We start from the raw sequence: 14330 nt of genomic DNA, 5'->3' as shown, positions 1-14330 counted from the left end.
CTGAAAGCGGCGAGCAAAGTGCCAAGAGGAAGGACCAAAGGCCGCCAAACGCGTAAAACACCAGCTCCGCTGTTACAGCCGCACCACTGCGATGTGGCGCTTACGAAGCCGTCGAAAAGAAAAAGACAATAAACCCAATTTTTGGATTTTGCAACCTACTGTAGCATGCCTCTGCTCTTTTTAAAAAGTCGAGCGAAATGCGGATGTAAAATTTTACATTAAGGCACTTTTTGAGGAAGCTCCTCAATCCAAGGCAGCTTTTATGCAACGCTAGTGAACTACGTTCCGCTATGGGTGCTCTTGGTACCGAGGCTTGGTGCGATTGCTGTACAAGCAAACACCCCCGCGCAGTCCCGAGGGACCGAGCGAGGGTGCCGAAGACGATCCAGTGGCTATAAGACCAAATCAGCGGGATTCGACGCCGTTGCTGCTGTAAGAGTCCGAGTAGTTGCTGGCGTCTCCTTCGGCCCATACGTCGGAGAGCGACGGATCGGCCTGGAATTGTTGGAGCGCGTAGGAGCAGGAAGGGATGATCTTGCGCCCCTTCTCTCTCGCGTCCTCGACGACGAAGTTCAGCAGCTGGCGAGCCAGGCCGCGTCCGCGGTATTCGCCGTCTACCGAAGTGTGATCGATGATCCAGGTGTCCGCGTCCGCCATCGTATAGGAGATCTGGCCGATCCTGCCTTTGACGCCGCGCAGGATGTAGCCGTTGCCTTCCCGTTCCGCGACGATCTCTTCTTCGGGCCGTACCTCGGGCGTTCCGTTATTGTACAATGCGCTCATTTCCATGCACCTCCATCGTCATTCTCGTTTTCTCTCGCTCTCTATCCCTTACCCCGATCTACAACTTTCGAGCGCCCGCAGCCAAGCTTCTAGGGCTTATGATAATAGGAAACCGGCTTCGCGATCGCTTGGTCGAAGGAACGCTTCACGGAGTGGTAGCCGATCGCGAGCTGTCCGCGGGCCGGGTCCCAGCGCTTGTACTCCTGCAGGGAAGCGACGACCTTGTGCGAATGGTCCCGCGATCGCTCGACGAGCAGCTCCAGCCGCCGGGTCTCCCGCTTCGCGTTGCGAAGATTGTACGGCTCGACGTACAGTCGCAGGTCCGCGATCGTGCCCGTCTGCGCCAGCCGGCGAGCGGCCCGGCCCATGTTGGCGTGATCGGCGTGATTGCCGCCGAGATCCGTGAAGGCTTTGACCCGGGCGTCCGGATACTTGCGCAGGTATTCCCGAAGCACGTCCTCGCAGCCCTCTATCGTCGTCGATCCGTCCCGCATCTGCCCGTCCGCGAAGTGAATATGCGTCTCGGGCACGCCCAGCGCCAGGCAGGAACGGAGAAACTCGTCATTGCGCAGCCTCACCATGTCCGCTTCCTCGAGACGACCGTAGCCCTCGGCGGCCGGATCGTAATAACGTCTCGCGAGCGCGCTCCTCGCCTCGCCGTTCAGCTGCCGGCGCACGCTCGACGAGCGTCCGTCCGTATATAAGATGACGTGGCATTCGTCGCCGACGTCGAGATGGTTGCGGATGCCCGCGCCGAAGGTAAGCGCCTCGTCGTCTTGATGAGGCACGAAAAACAGATTGATCGCCATGCTGCGTGCGCCCTCCCCGAATGGTAATTAAAAAGCCCGCCTCGCGCCGGCACGAAGGCCATGCGCTAAGCGAGCTTCCGGTTAGATTCCGTCGTCCGCAAGCTGCGAAGCGAGCTTGTCGTGCATGCGCGTCCGCTCCTGCTCGCTGACCATATAATAGTAGATGCCGCCGATTCGCTGTCCGCCGCCGTTAACCTGGTCCTTGCTGACCGTGTCGATTTCCTTGCGGTAATTGTTGAACAGCGCCTTCATATCGTCCAGCGTCAGATTCGTCTTGGCATTGGCCCGGATCTCGTCGAGAATCTCCGGTACCTTGGCTACGGTCTTGATCCGCTTCGCCTTGTTGATCAGCTCGCCCATGACCGTCTGCTGCCGCTCGATGCGTCCGATATCTCCCTTGGGATCGTCGTAGCGCATGCGGGAATAGAGCAGCGCATTCTCGCCGTCGAGATCGAGCCGTCCCTGCGGGTAATTGACGCCGTCGATCGTGAAGTCGAACGGATTGTTCACCGATACGCCGCCAAGAATGTCGATGATCCGCTCGAAGCCTTCCATATTGACTTTTACGTAGTAATCGATGGGCACGTTCATGAAACGTTCGACCGTACGGATCGACATGTCGACGCCGCCGAAGGCATAGGCGTGATTGATCTTGTCCGTCGTGCCTTTGCCGACGATCTCGGTGCGGGTGTCTCGAGGAATGTTATAAAGTAGGACGGAATGCTTGGCCGGATTGACTCCGACGACCATGATCGTGTCGGAACGTCCGATGTCGCCTGACCGCTCGTCGACGCCGAGCAGCAGCACCGTGAACGGATCCTTGGCGTTCAGATCGACGATCCGGCGCGCCGCCTCGGACGGATCCGCATCCCCGGTTGCCGCCAGTTGAACGGCGCCTGTCGCCGTGCCGGCCTCCGTACCCGTGCCGCCAGCGCCGCCGGCAACGGCCTGCGTTCCGTCCCCCGCGGGGGGGACGGTGCCGATGGGCTGGTAGATGTCGCTAATCGTGTCCGCGGCGTCATGGTAAAGGTACCAGGCATACCCGCCCGCGCCGAGGACGAGCAGCAGCACCGCCGCGGACGCGATGATGAGTACTCTTTTTACGAGGGGATTCCTCTTGACAGACAATGGAACTCCATCTCCTCCCAAGTACCGTAGAGATCGATCTCGTCGTCTTCCTTCACCGATTCTCCCTGCTGAATCTCGATGAATTCCATATCTGTCGCCGCGCGAAGCGCGTGGTAGGAACCGGCTGGGATGCGGAATACGTCTCCCGGCTTCAGAATATATAATTCTTCGCCGAGGACGAGTTCTCCTTCACCCGATACGACCGTCATCGTATCCGTCCGCTCGGAATGATAGTGATAGTTCAGATGCTTGCCCGACTTGAGGCAGATGCGCTTGGTCAGCACCTCCGCATCGCGGCTCTTGGAGTAGTCGAGCACGCGGTACCAGCCCCACGTCCGCTCCTCGTACATCGGGCGCTGGTTCGGCACGACCATGTCCTTGATCCGCGGGCTCGCGTTCTTTTCGGACACGAGGATGCCGTCCGGGCTGACCGCGACGATCGCGTTCTGGATGCCGATGATCGTGACCGGTATGTCGAGCTCGTTGACCAGGTGCGTATTGGCGCTGTCGTCGCTCAAAATGCCGTTGCCGATAATGCTCGCGCCCATGTTGTCCGTCAGCGTGTTCCAGGTGCCAAGGTCCTTCCAGTAGCCGTCGTAAGGGATGACGACGATGTCGGATTCCTTCTCGACGACCTCGTAGTCAAAGCTGATCTTGGCGAGCTTGTCGTAGCTCTTCTGCAGCTCCTCGTACTGGATCGGCACCCCGCGCTCCAGCAGCAGGCCGATCAGATAGCCGAGCTTGAACGCGAACACGCCGCAGTTCCACAGCGCGCCGTCCGCAATCAGCGACTTGGCCTTCTCCTCGGACGGCTTCTCCGTGAACCGCGCCACGCGGCTGTACGAGTCGTCTCCGGCGCCCTGCTCCGGCACGATGTAGCCGTACTTGGAGGATGGCAGCGTCGGCGTCACGCCCATAAGCGCGATCTTCGCGTCCGTGCGGTTCAGCACGCCCTCGAGATCCTGGATCCGCTCGAAGAACCGGTCTTCGACGTACGGGTCGACGGGCAAAATGCACACCGTCTCGTTGAGGTCGACCTGCTTGAGCGAATACAGGTACGCGGCCGCCAGCGCTATCGCGGGGAACGTGTCCCGCCGCTCCGGCTCGACGATGATCGGCACCTGGCCGAGCTGGCTCTGCAGGATGTCGAGCTGCTGCTTGCCCGTCGCGATCACGGTCGATTGGTCAAGACCGACGGCGCAGATCTGTCCCCAGACCCGCTGGACCATCGATTCCATTTGCTTGTTTTCGTTTTCGAGCACCTTGAGGAATTGCTTGCTTCTCGCGTCATTGGACAACGGCCACAGTCTTTTTCCCGAACCCCCGGACAGCAATACCAATTTCATGATGTTTTCCCCTCCAGATGTTCTTTCGTTTTTCTCTCTTGCCGGCACGCCTAAACTCGACGCCGGCTCTGCTATGCCTACTCTGCCAATCGCGCCCGCTTAGCCGATTCTGCGTTCCGCCTGCACTTCCGCGGCTTCCGAAGAGCCCGTCAAATCGTACAAGTGCTCCCACAAGCCCAGTCCGAGCTCTTCGCGCTTCAGCGCAAAGTCGATGTTCGCCTTCAGGAAGCCCAGCTTGCTGCCCACGTCGTACAGCTTGCCGTCGTAGCGGTAGCTGTACATGTTCTGGCGCGACGCGAGCTGCTTCATCGCGTCCGTCAGCTGAATCTCGCCGCCCACGCCGGGCTGCTGATGCTCCAGAATATCCATGATGGCCGGGTCCAGAATGTAGCGTCCGATCATCGCCAGGTTGGACGGCGGATTGACCTTCGGCTTTTCCACCAGATTCGTGATCCGGTTCAGCCGCTTGTTGATCATGTCGCCCTGGATGACGCCGTAGCTGGACACGCTCTCCCACGGCACTTCTTCTACTGCTATAATACTGCCGGCCCGCTCGTCGTAGACGTCGATCATCTGCTTCAGGCAAGGGACCTCGCTATCGATGATCATGTCGCCGAGCAGCACCGCGAACGGCTCGCCGGCCACGAATTTGCGCGCGCACCAAATGGCGTGTCCGAGTCCCAGCGGCTCCTTCTGCCGGACGCAGTGGATCTCAACGAGATTCGTGACGCTGCGGACGATTTCCAGCAGCTCGTTTTTCTGCTTGCATTCGAGGTCCGCTTCAAGCTCGTGGTTCTTGTCGAAGTGATCCTCGATCGCGCGCTTGCTGCGGCCGGTGACGATGATGATATCCTCGATGCCCGAGCAGATCGCTTCTTCGACGATGTATTGGATCGTAGGCTTGTCGACGATGGGGAGCATCTCTTTGGGCATCGCCTTCGTGGCGGGCAGGAATCTCGTGCCGAGACCGGCTGCGGGGATGATCGCTTTTTTGACTTTAGTCATGCTTGTAGTACCCTCCTATCTGCTATGGAAAGTGCGACGGTGAACGTTCGCGGACGGAGCGACGGGGATAAGCGGGGACGGCGGCGGTATGTTTTTAAGGGGGAGCCGCGTGGGCTTCACCCCGGCTTCACGGACTTATGTCTCCTATATACCTTATCGCGTACCGCGTGAATCAGGTTTCGATTGAAATAGAATATGACGGCGAAGTAGAGCAGCGCACCGCAAATGACCTGCAGGATAAAGCCCGTATTAAGCTCGAACAGCGCCTGGGAGAGCCAATCGAAGGCCAAAACGCCGATAACCATGACCAATCCGCATAGCAATCCGGGCGAGATGCTGCGCAGCAGCGGGGACAGGCACGGCCCCAGCACGCGCTTTACGGCATAGCTGTACTGGATGCAGAAGATGACGATCTGTACCGCGACGAACGCGTAGCACAATCCGATCATGCCGCCCAGATAAGCGCCGATGAACAAGCCGGGCACTTGTACCGCCATGCAGAGCAGCGTATAGCGGAAATACATATCCATCCGCCCTTTGGATTGCAGCAGCGGCTGGACGGTGACGACGAGCGAACGGATCAGGAACATAACGCACAGGATCTGGATGAGCGGCACGCTGGGCAGCCATTTCTCGCTGAAGGCGAACGTGACGAGCATCGGCGCCGTGACCAGCAGGCCCAGGTAGATCGGCGCGTTCAGGTAGCTGACGCCTTCGGCGATCTTGATATAGCCCTTGCGCAGCTGCGTCAGGTCGTCCTGGATCTTGGCGAAAATAGGCAGCGTGACCGAGTTGATGAGCGGCGTCAGCTTCTGCACCGGCATGATGCACAGCTGGTAGGCCCAAGAATAATAGCCGAGCGTCTGCGCGCCGTACATGCGTCCCAGAATCAGATAATCCAGGTTCGAAATGAAGGATTGGAGAAGGTTCGAGGACATCTGATAGACGCCGAAGCTGAGATAGCCCTTGAGATCGCCGCGCGTGAAATGCATGGCGGGCGTCCATCTGCGCCAGCCCATGATCATGAGGCCCGCAGAGCGGACGAGCGCGTTGCCGAGATAGGAGCCGACCAGCGCGTAGACGCCGTAGCCGTAGTAGGCGCCCGCGACCGCGATGAGGAAGCCCGCGAAGTAGGCGGCGATCTGAATCTTCGAGATCGCGTCGAACTTGAGCTCCTTGCGCGACAGCACCTCGAACTGCTGGCCGAAAGCCGGGATCAGGCACAGCAGCGACATCCACCGGACCGGATTCACAAGGTCAGGCTCATGATAGAAGGCCGCCACGAGCGGCGCGGACAGGAAGATGGCCAGACTGATGACGAAGCTCGTCGCCAGGTTCAGTATGTAGAGGCTGGAGAGGTGATCCCTGGTGACGTCCTGCCGGTGAATGATCGCGTTGGAAATGCCCATGTCGGTCAGGTTGACGGCTGCCGCGACGATGACCATGACCATCCCCATGAGACCGTAGTCCTTGGGCGTCAGCAAATGGGAGACGGCGAGGAGCTGCAGCACCTGCACGACGATGGAGACGATAGTCGCGAGCGTGGACCATTTGGCCGCCGCGATCCCTTTTTTCTTGAGCGAGCTCATGATTGTCGGGTCACTTCCTTGGATGAGGCTGTACGCCGCAGACCGTCGGCGAACGCAAGCAGCGTCCTGGCCTTCGCGTCCCAGGCATGGCGTTCGGCCATTGCACGGATGCGGTCGCGGCCATGCTTAGCGGTGAGTGCCTTGCCGACCTGGGCCGGGAATTCGTCCGCGTCCCGGTAGAAATACAGGAACGGCTCCTCGCGCCGCAGCAGCTCGGGCGTCTCGGTGACGACGACCGGCAGGCCGGCGGCCGCGTATTCGTACAGCTTCATCGGGCTGCGCCCTTTGTTGGCCGCATGGCCGCTCAGCGGCAGCAGCGCGACGTCGGCGTGATGAAGGTACTTCGGCACGTCCTTGTACTTCTTCGGGCCGAGCAAATGCACGTTGGGCCGGCCCGCGAAAACGGCGGCCGTCGCGTCGTCGCAGGGTCCGATCACGACAAGGCTAAGGTCGGGCCGCGCATCCGCCAGCTTGCGCAGCGCGCCCAGGTCGAGCCGCTCGTCGAGCGCGCCGACATAGACTGCCCGGGGGCCGGGGATCGCCCGCAGATCCTCGGGCTCCTCGCCGCCTCGCGCGAAGTGCTCGTACTCGACGCCGTTCTCGAGCAAGAGGCACGGCAGCGCGGGATTGTACGGCAGCAGCGCCTCGAGCACCGGCTCCGACGTGGAGACGAGCCCGTGCGCCCGCGCCATGATCGCGGCCTCGGCGGCCTGGATCGAGCTGTCGCCCGTCATCTGGGCGTACAGGTCGGTCGGCCGGTAGACGGTGACGTCGGGCCTTACGATCTCATCCAGCCCGGCGAACCGCGGCTGGTCGATGAGCAGCAGGTCCACGCGATCCATGCCTTGCTCGCGAAGCAGCCGTTTCATGCGCGGCAGCGTCCAATTTTTGCCCGTGCGGGCATAGATCGGGCCGGCTACCTCCCACGGCAGGAGCGCCATGGGCACGCTGTTCACCGCCTGGTCGGGCTCCGCCTCGGGCTGGCCCCGGTAGATCTTGATCCGCGCGCGGATGTCGCGGTCCTTGTACTTGAGCAGGTGCATGGGACTCAGCGGCGTGCTCATGTGAAGGACGCGATGGCCGAGCCGCTTCATCTCGCGGGCGAGATGGTGGGAGCCGACGACGAACGGCCCGCCCATGTACGTGTGGCTCGCGAATACGATGTTCACCGGCTCCACCCCCTCTCCCGCTCGGGCACGTACGCCGGCGCAGCCGCATCCAGATGCGGCCGTACCGCGTCCAGCGTTTCCCTGGCGCACTTGTCCCAGGAGAAGGTGGCCGCCCGCGCGAGTCCGCGCTCGCGCAGCTGCGTCCGCAGCCCGTCGTCCTCCATGAGTCGCCTGATCTTGGCCGCGATGTCCGCAGGATCGTGCGGATTGCAGTAGAGCACGGCATCCCTGCACACCTCGGGGATCGAAGCCGCGTCGGAAGCGACCACGGGGCAGCCGCAGGACATCGCCTCGAGCGCCGGGAAGCCGAACCCTTCGTAGAAGGAAGGGAAGACGAAGCAGGAAGCCCTGTCGTACAAGGCTCTCAGCTCTTCGTCCGTCACGTAGCCCAGCGTTTTGACTTCGCCTCCGATCCGGCCGCCGGCCGGCTTGAAGATCTTGCTGCTGCCGCCCGCGATGACGATGTCGAAGCCGACGTCGCCCATCAGCTCGATCGCCTTCGCGACGGACGCGAAGTTTTTGTTCGGGCTCATGCTGCTGACCGCCAGTACGTAGGGCCTCGCGAGTCCGTGACGCTCGAACACCGTCTCGTCGGCCTTGATCCGCAGAATATGCTCCCGGCCGTGGTAGATCGTCTTGATCTTGCGCTCCGCTATGCCGAAGTGCTCCGTCAACTGCGCGCGGGAGAACGCGGAGCAGGTCAGCACGCCCTTCGCGTTCATGCCGAGTACGCGCTGCAGCACCTTGTACCAGGCGCGGAAGGCGAAGGAATACGTGTCCGGCGCCGCGTACACCGCCGCGTCGTGCATCGTGACGGCCTGGCGGCGCTTGGTCATCGGTCCCGTGTTGCACAGGCTGAGCAGAAATCCGTCCGCGCAAAGCGCCGGCAGACTGAGCTGCTCCCAGGCGTGGCCGGAGCCGCGTCCCGCCTGCTTGGTCGGGATATGACGCAGGCCGATCGGCTTCAGCTCGCCCTTCGGCGCCAGCACGACGAATTCGTAGCCTTCGACAGCCGCGTCGCGTTCCCCGACCATGGCGTCGAGCGAGCGAAGCACCTCGATCGCGTACCGCTGCACGCCAGTGACGGGATGCGTCAGGAAGCGCCCGTTGATATAGATCTTCTCCAGCTTCATGTCCGATTCACCCCCGAGAGCCGCCAGCTCTTGATTTTGCGCTTATTGTAATGAAGCACGAGCGTGAATAGGACCAGCACCACCCAGCACGGGAAAAACCGGCCGCTCGTGAAGTACAGATACCGCGGAAATTCCAGGATGCCCACCATCCAGATCGGATACATCAGCATGCCGAACGTGTGGTTGTTGCGGAAGTGCGTGTACAGCACGCCGCTGATATAACCGAGGAGCGCCATATAAACCAATGCCCCGCCGAAGCCGTAATCGTGATAAGGAAGCATGAGCCCGGACGGATTGTTGAACTCCGGATTGCCCATCGTTTCGAGTATGTTGTCCAACAGGCCCATGGGCCGCACGCCATATACGTTGGCATACGCCTCGCCGCCCGGCGGTATTTTCCACAGCCACTCCCAGGTATAGTAGGGGAACGGAATCGACGGAAAGCCCAGCTCTCTTATGTACAGCGTGCCGGTATTGAGAGCCGTGACGTAGTAGCCGAAAAAGCGGGTGACGACGAACTCCCAGAACGAAGGATAGATGTGAACGTAATAGCTCAGCCACGAACGGAAGTACTCGCTGATCCCGAAAAATCCGATGACGAACACGATCCCGATGAGCGGATACAACTTCACGAACGGCACCCGCTTGCCCTGCTTCAGCCGCATCGAGATCCAGATAATGATCGCCGGCACCATGATCTCCATCAGGGCGAGCCGCTCGGAGAAGAAGATCGAGCGCATGAGCGTCAGCAGGAAGACGACCGTAAACGCGGGCATGAACGTCTTGCTGCCCTTCAGGCATTGGTAGTAGGTCGCCAGGATCGTGAAGGCGATGCCGAAGTTCGTGAACGAGGTGACGCCCGTGATCTTGTCGAAGTTCTGCTTGATCGAGTAGATGGCGCCCGGCTCTCCCTTGATGACGGACAAGAACAGCGACACCGTGAAGCCGCTGCGGACCATGATCAGCAAGTAAACCGCGTAGCCGAACAGCGTCATGGCGAACAGGGCGTAGATGACGAACTTGATGAAGGCGTCGCGCTTCAGCACCGCATCGGGAAACACGGATACGGGCTTCACCTTTTTGTACAGCATCGCCGACAGCAAGCCGCCCAGGACGAAGGCGGCTGCCGGATAGACGGCGAGCCAGATGTTGCCGCTGTCGATGAATTTCTCGACGCGGTAGAACATCAGGTAGTTCTCGGCGGGGATCATATAGGCGCCCGCGATGACGCCCCCCATCACGATGGCGAACAGGATGGTCGGGTTCATCCACCAGACCGAAGCATTCTTTCTCATCACACGGGCACTCCCTCGTCTTGATTGCGATTGCGCCGGCGTGGCGCGTTCACCTGGCATAAAATGCGGCCGGCTCCGCCTCGAACTGCGACAGGCTGCCTACATGCGGCCGTCCGACCGAGTAGTAACGCAGGTCCGCCTCGTTCACCTGCTCGCTCGAGTACACGTTGCGTCCGTCGATGAGGATGTTCTGGCGCATGACGCCTTGCACCTCGGGCAGGGACAACGCTTTGAACGCCGGCCAGTCGGTCAGGAGGCATAACGCGTCGCAGTCCCGGGCCGCCTCGATCGGATCTTCCTTCCAGACCACCTCGTCCGCCTGCCCGAAGATCGCCTTGAAGTTGGCCGTCGCCACCGGGTCGTAGGCCTGCACCTCCGCTCCCTCCGCCAGCAGCGCGCCGATGATGTCCAGCGCAGGCGATTCGCGTACGTCGTCGGTATCCGGCTTGAACGCCAGTCCCCAGACGCCGATCCGCTTGCCGCCGAGCTCGCCGAGCGAGTGCCGCAGCTTCGTCATAACGTTGAAGCGCTGGCCCTGGTTGACCTCGACGACCGACTTTAGCAGCTTGAACTCGTAGTCGACGTTGCCCGCGATCTGGATGAGCGCGTTCGTATCCTTCGGGAAGCAGGAGCCGCCGTAGCCGATTCCCGCCTGGAGGAACGACGGGCCGATCCGCCGGTCGTGACCCATGCCCTTGGCCACGTCCGTGACGTCCGCGCCGACCTTCTCGCAGATATTGGCGATCTCGTTGATAAAGGAGATCTTGGTCGCGAGGAAGGCGTTGGACGCGTACTTGATCATCTCCGCGCTGCGCACGTCGGTCACCATGATCCGGTCGGTCAGCGGGCGGTGCAGCTCGGCGATCTTCGCCGCCGCCTCGGGGCTGTCCGTGCCGATGATGATACGGTCCGGGTGCAGCGTGTCCGCGATGGCCGAGCCTTCCCGCAGGAACTCGGGAATCGAGACGACGTCGAACGGATGCGGCGTGAGCCGCGAGACGATGTCCCGGATGCGGTCGTTCGTGCCGACCGGCACCGTGCTCTTGGTCGCGATGATCTTGTAGCCGTTCATCGCGAGCGCGATCTCTTGCGCGGCCTGCTCGATGAACGCCAGGTTCGCTTCCCCGTTCGGCAGGGGCGGCGTGCCGACGCAGAGGAAGATCGCCTCGGCGCCCTCGACCGCCGGCGTCAGGTCGCCGGTGAAGCGCAGGCGTCCAAGCTCGCGGTTTTTGGCGATCAGCTCCTGGAGGCCCGGCTCGTAGATCGGCACCTCGCCGCGATTGAGCCGCTCGATCTTGCCCAGATCCTTGTCCAGGCATGTGACGTCGTTGCCGATCTCCGAGAAGCAGACGCCGGATACGAGCCCGACGTACCCGGTGCCGATGAAGGTCAGTTTCATAGTTGTCTTTTCCCCCTATAGAACGGCCTGGACGCTTCCCGCCTGGCGCGTATTCTGATGCAATTTGTTGTCGACGTGCTGCTGCAGCTTCTTGCGGAACGAATCCGGCGAGAAGCGTACCGCGTTCTTGCGGCAGTTGGCCGCCTGAATCGCGCCGGCCTCGTTCTCGAACCGGCTCACGGCCGCTATCACCTGCGCCGGCGTCTGCTCTTCGAAGAAGACGCCGGTCGGCTGCGCGACGCCGAGGCCGCGGACGGTCTCGAGCGAGCCGCCCCTGCCGTAAGCGATGACGGGCGTGCCGCAAGCTTGCGCCTCGACGGGCGTGATGCCGAAGTCCTCCTCGGCGGCGAACACGAACGCCTTGGCCCGCTGCATATGGTCGATCAGCACGGCATCCGGCTGGTAGCCCAGCACCTGGATGTTCGGCGCCTTGGCCGCCTGGGCCTTGACCTTCTCCATGTCGGGTCCGTCGCCGATGATGACCAGCTTCTTTTCCGGCATGCCGGCGAAGGCTTCGGCGATCATGTCCATCTTCTTGTAGGGAACCATGCGGGAAGCCGTCAGGTAGAAATCGTCCTTGTCCTCGCGGTACGAGAAGGCGTTCACGTTGACCGGCGGATAGATGACGCTGGACTCCCTGCGGTATACCTTCCAGATACGGCTGGCGATGAATTCGGAGTTGGCTATAAAATAATCCACGCCGTTGGCGGTCCGGTAATCCCACATGCGCATGCGGCTCAGCATCCATTTGGCGAAGGCGCCCTTTAAGCCGCGATGCAGGCCCGATTCCTTGAGATACTGATGCTGCATGTCCCAGGCATAGCGGATGGGCGAATGCACGTAGGAAATGTGGAGCTGGTTCGGCCCCGTGATGACGCCTTTGGCGACGGCGTGGGAGCTCGATAAAATGAGATCGTAGGAGGACAGATCGAACTGTTCGATGGCGAGGGGCATGAGCGGCAGGTATTGCCTGTACTTCTTTTTGGCGAACGGCATGTTTTGCAGAAACGAGGTTCGGACCTTCCGGTCTTTGAGGAAGCCCCGGTCCTTCTCCGGCAGGAAATCGACCATGGCGAACACGTCCGCTTCGGGATACACCTCGAGCATTTGTTCGACCACTTTCTCCGATCCCGCGTACGTCGTCAACCATTCGTGAACGATCGCGACCTTCATTTGGCTGTTGTCCTCCTGTCCGTACCCGGTGACATCTGGTTTGGATTTAATAGGCGCCCTTCTTGAGCAGCACGCTGCGTACGGTCGCGAACAAAATCTTGGTATCGAGCGCGAGCGATTTGTTGTAAACGTAGTAAAGTTCGAGGTCGACGCGCTCCGGATAACCGACGTCGCTGCGGCCGCTGACCTGCCAGTAGCCGGTGATGCCGGGCTTGACCGACAGGAATTCGCGCTTTTTGTCGCGATATTCCTTGAGCTCCTGGGCGACGACCGGACGCGGTCCGACGAGGCTCATCTCGCCCTTCAGCACGTTGTACAGCTGGGGCAGCTCGTCAAGGCTGGTCTTGCGAAGAAAACGGCCGATGCGCGTGATGCGCGGGTCTTCGTGCGCTTCAAGCTTGTAGTTGCTTGCGACGTATTTGGCGTACAGCTCCTTGTCCTCGCGCAGCAGCTGCTCGGAGTTGGTGTTCATGGAGCGGAACTTGTAAATGTTGAACATGCTCGCGCCCTTGCCGATCCGGTGCTGCTTGAAGAAGACCGGACCCTTCGGATCCTGGATTTTGATGATAATCGCAATGACGGCAAATACCGGGGAAAGGAGAATCAGTCCGATGCCCGATCCGAGCAGGTCGATCACACGCTTGGCGCTTGCGAACAGGTAGTTGGTTCCGCTTGACTTGACGTTAGGCTGGACGATGGGCTTGGCGGACGTCGTGGTAGGGGCGCGGCTGGCGATCTCGAGCTCGTTGCCGACTAGACTCATTTTTTAATCTCCTCCGTATCCATAATAATTGGCGTAGCTGGATTCGATGCGGCTGCGGTTCGTATTGTTCAAGACGGCGCCGAGAATGTGGGCGCCGACGTGTTCCAGTCCCAGGCGGGTGCGGCGGACGGCTTCCTTGGTCACCTTGCCGGAGCGGGCGACGAGGACGACGCCGTCGGACATGGCGCCGACGATCTGCGCATCCGCGAACGACGAGGCCGGCGGCGAATCCACGACGATGACGTCGAACTGCGTCTTCAGCTCTTCAAGGAGGCTTCTCATCGCGTCGGAGCCGAGCAGCTCCGATGGATTCGGCGGCACCGTGCCGGCCGGGAGCACGAACAGTCCGGCGATGTCGGTCTGCTGGATCGCGTCTTCCGGCTTGCCGCGCCGGATCAGGATGTCGCTCAGTCCCGTCCGGGTCGTGCGGAAGAAGGCTTGTCCCACCGACGGCCGTCTAAGATCGGCGTCGAGCAGCAGCACGTTTTTGTTTTCTTGCGCATAGCTCATCGCCAGATTGATCGCGGTCGTCGTGCGTCCTTCGCCGGATACCGCGGACGCGACGAGGATCAGCTTGACCGCTTGACCCATCGAGGAGAACCGGATATTGGTGCGCAGCTTTTTGTAGGACTCGGACACCGAGGAACCCGGGCCCGCTTTGGCAATCTGGCGTTGCTTGCTGTTTTCTCTCGTCATCTGTATCCCTGCCTATCTCTCGAATATGATTGCGACGATCTG

13 protein-coding genes are annotated in these 14330 nt (G+C 61.0%); all 13 read right to left on the bottom strand.

What is annotated here, in order from left to right:
• Nucleotides 1–405 precede the first annotated feature (405 nt).
• Nucleotides 406–783 (bottom strand): GNAT family N-acetyltransferase, encoded by a 378-nt coding sequence (locus tag ACFOTD_RS09480; protein WP_378118000.1) that lies wholly within the window; start codon nucleotides 781–783, stop codon nucleotides 406–408.
• 89 nt (nucleotides 784–872) lie between these two features.
• Nucleotides 873–1592, bottom strand: coding sequence for a PIG-L family deacetylase (locus tag ACFOTD_RS09475; protein ID WP_378117998.1), 720 nt, complete (start codon nucleotides 1590–1592; stop codon nucleotides 873–875).
• An 81-nt stretch (nucleotides 1593–1673) separates the two neighbouring features.
• On the bottom strand, nucleotides 1674–2720 hold the full coding sequence (locus ACFOTD_RS09470) for an LCP family glycopolymer transferase (RefSeq protein WP_378117996.1): 1047 nt from the start codon (nucleotides 2718–2720) through the stop codon (nucleotides 1674–1676).
• Complete coding sequence (locus tag ACFOTD_RS09465) at nucleotides 2693–4066, bottom strand: sugar phosphate nucleotidyltransferase (RefSeq protein ID WP_378117994.1); 1374 nt, start codon at nucleotides 4064–4066, stop codon at nucleotides 2693–2695. Before ACFOTD_RS09465 ends, ACFOTD_RS09470 begins: the two co-directional genes overlap by 28 nt.
• Before the next feature lie 99 nt (nucleotides 4067–4165).
• Nucleotides 4166–5071, bottom strand: a complete 906-nt coding sequence (gene galU / locus ACFOTD_RS09460) for a UTP--glucose-1-phosphate uridylyltransferase GalU (protein WP_378117992.1) — start codon at nucleotides 5069–5071, stop codon at nucleotides 4166–4168.
• Between the two features lie 116 nt (nucleotides 5072–5187).
• Complete coding sequence (locus tag ACFOTD_RS09455; protein ID WP_378117990.1) at nucleotides 5188–6660, bottom strand: MOP flippase family protein; 1473 nt, start codon at nucleotides 6658–6660, stop codon at nucleotides 5188–5190.
• Nucleotides 6657–7616: a glycosyltransferase gene (locus ACFOTD_RS09450; protein WP_378117989.1), complete on the bottom strand. Its 960-nt coding sequence runs from the start codon at nucleotides 7614–7616 to the stop codon at nucleotides 6657–6659. The genes ACFOTD_RS09455 and ACFOTD_RS09450 overlap by 4 nt, the downstream gene beginning before the upstream one ends.
• A gap of 209 nt (nucleotides 7617–7825) precedes the next feature.
• Complete coding sequence (locus ACFOTD_RS09445; RefSeq protein ID WP_378117987.1) at nucleotides 7826–8962, bottom strand: glycosyltransferase family 4 protein; 1137 nt, start codon at nucleotides 8960–8962, stop codon at nucleotides 7826–7828.
• The gene (locus tag ACFOTD_RS09440; protein ID WP_378117985.1) at nucleotides 8959–10257 is read right to left on the bottom strand and encodes an O-antigen polymerase; all 1299 of its coding nucleotides are present in this window, start codon (nucleotides 10255–10257) and stop codon (nucleotides 8959–8961) included. Before ACFOTD_RS09440 ends, ACFOTD_RS09445 begins: the two co-directional genes overlap by 4 nt.
• Before the next feature lie 49 nt (nucleotides 10258–10306).
• Complete coding sequence (locus tag ACFOTD_RS09435) at nucleotides 10307–11656, bottom strand: UDP-glucose dehydrogenase family protein (RefSeq protein ID WP_378117983.1); 1350 nt, start codon at nucleotides 11654–11656, stop codon at nucleotides 10307–10309.
• Between the two features lie 15 nt (nucleotides 11657–11671).
• A complete protein-coding gene (locus ACFOTD_RS09430) occupies nucleotides 11672–12829 on the bottom strand; it encodes a glycosyltransferase family 4 protein (RefSeq protein ID WP_378117981.1) in 1158 nt (385 codons plus the stop codon).
• A 46-nt stretch (nucleotides 12830–12875) separates the two neighbouring features.
• A complete protein-coding gene (locus ACFOTD_RS09425) occupies nucleotides 12876–13592 on the bottom strand; it encodes a sugar transferase (protein ID WP_378117979.1) in 717 nt (238 codons plus the stop codon).
• A 3-nt stretch (nucleotides 13593–13595) separates the two neighbouring features.
• Nucleotides 13596–14288, bottom strand: a complete 693-nt coding sequence (locus ACFOTD_RS09420) for a CpsD/CapB family tyrosine-protein kinase (RefSeq protein WP_378117977.1) — start codon at nucleotides 14286–14288, stop codon at nucleotides 13596–13598.
• Nucleotides 14289–14330 lie beyond the last annotated feature (42 nt).

This window comes from Cohnella sp. GCM10012308 (genome assembly GCF_042649185.1).
Classification (GTDB): domain Bacteria; phylum Bacillota; class Bacilli; order Paenibacillales; family Paenibacillaceae; genus Cohnella.
The sequence above is the reverse complement of the archived record's forward strand: the minus strand, read 5'-3'. Positions and strand labels throughout refer to the sequence as shown.

Coding starts and splice junctions, on each gene's coding strand:
- ACFOTD_RS09480 (WP_378118000.1), bottom strand. CDS start 783: ATGAGCGCATTGTACAATAACGGAACGCCCGAGGTACGGCCCGAAGAA.
- ACFOTD_RS09475 (WP_378117998.1), bottom strand. CDS start 1,592: ATGGCGATCAATCTGTTTTTCGTGCCTCATCAAGACGACGAGGCGCTT.
- ACFOTD_RS09465 (WP_378117994.1), bottom strand. CDS start 4,066: ATGAAATTGGTATTGCTGTCCGGGGGTTCGGGAAAAAGACTGTGGCCG.
- galU (WP_378117992.1), bottom strand. CDS start 5,071: ATGACTAAAGTCAAAAAAGCGATCATCCCCGCAGCCGGTCTCGGCACG.
- ACFOTD_RS09455 (WP_378117990.1), bottom strand. CDS start 6,660: ATGAGCTCGCTCAAGAAAAAAGGGATCGCGGCGGCCAAATGGTCCACG.
- ACFOTD_RS09445 (WP_378117987.1), bottom strand. CDS start 8,962: ATGAAGCTGGAGAAGATCTATATCAACGGGCGCTTCCTGACGCATCCC.
- ACFOTD_RS09440 (WP_378117985.1), bottom strand. CDS start 10,257: ATGAGAAAGAATGCTTCGGTCTGGTGGATGAACCCGACCATCCTGTTC.
- ACFOTD_RS09435 (WP_378117983.1), bottom strand. CDS start 11,656: ATGAAACTGACCTTCATCGGCACCGGGTACGTCGGGCTCGTATCCGGC.
- ACFOTD_RS09430 (WP_378117981.1), bottom strand. CDS start 12,829: ATGAAGGTCGCGATCGTTCACGAATGGTTGACGACGTACGCGGGATCG.
- ACFOTD_RS09425 (WP_378117979.1), bottom strand. CDS start 13,592: ATGAGTCTAGTCGGCAACGAGCTCGAGATCGCCAGCCGCGCCCCTACC.
- ACFOTD_RS09420 (WP_378117977.1), bottom strand. CDS start 14,288: ATGACGAGAGAAAACAGCAAGCAACGCCAGATTGCCAAAGCGGGCCCG.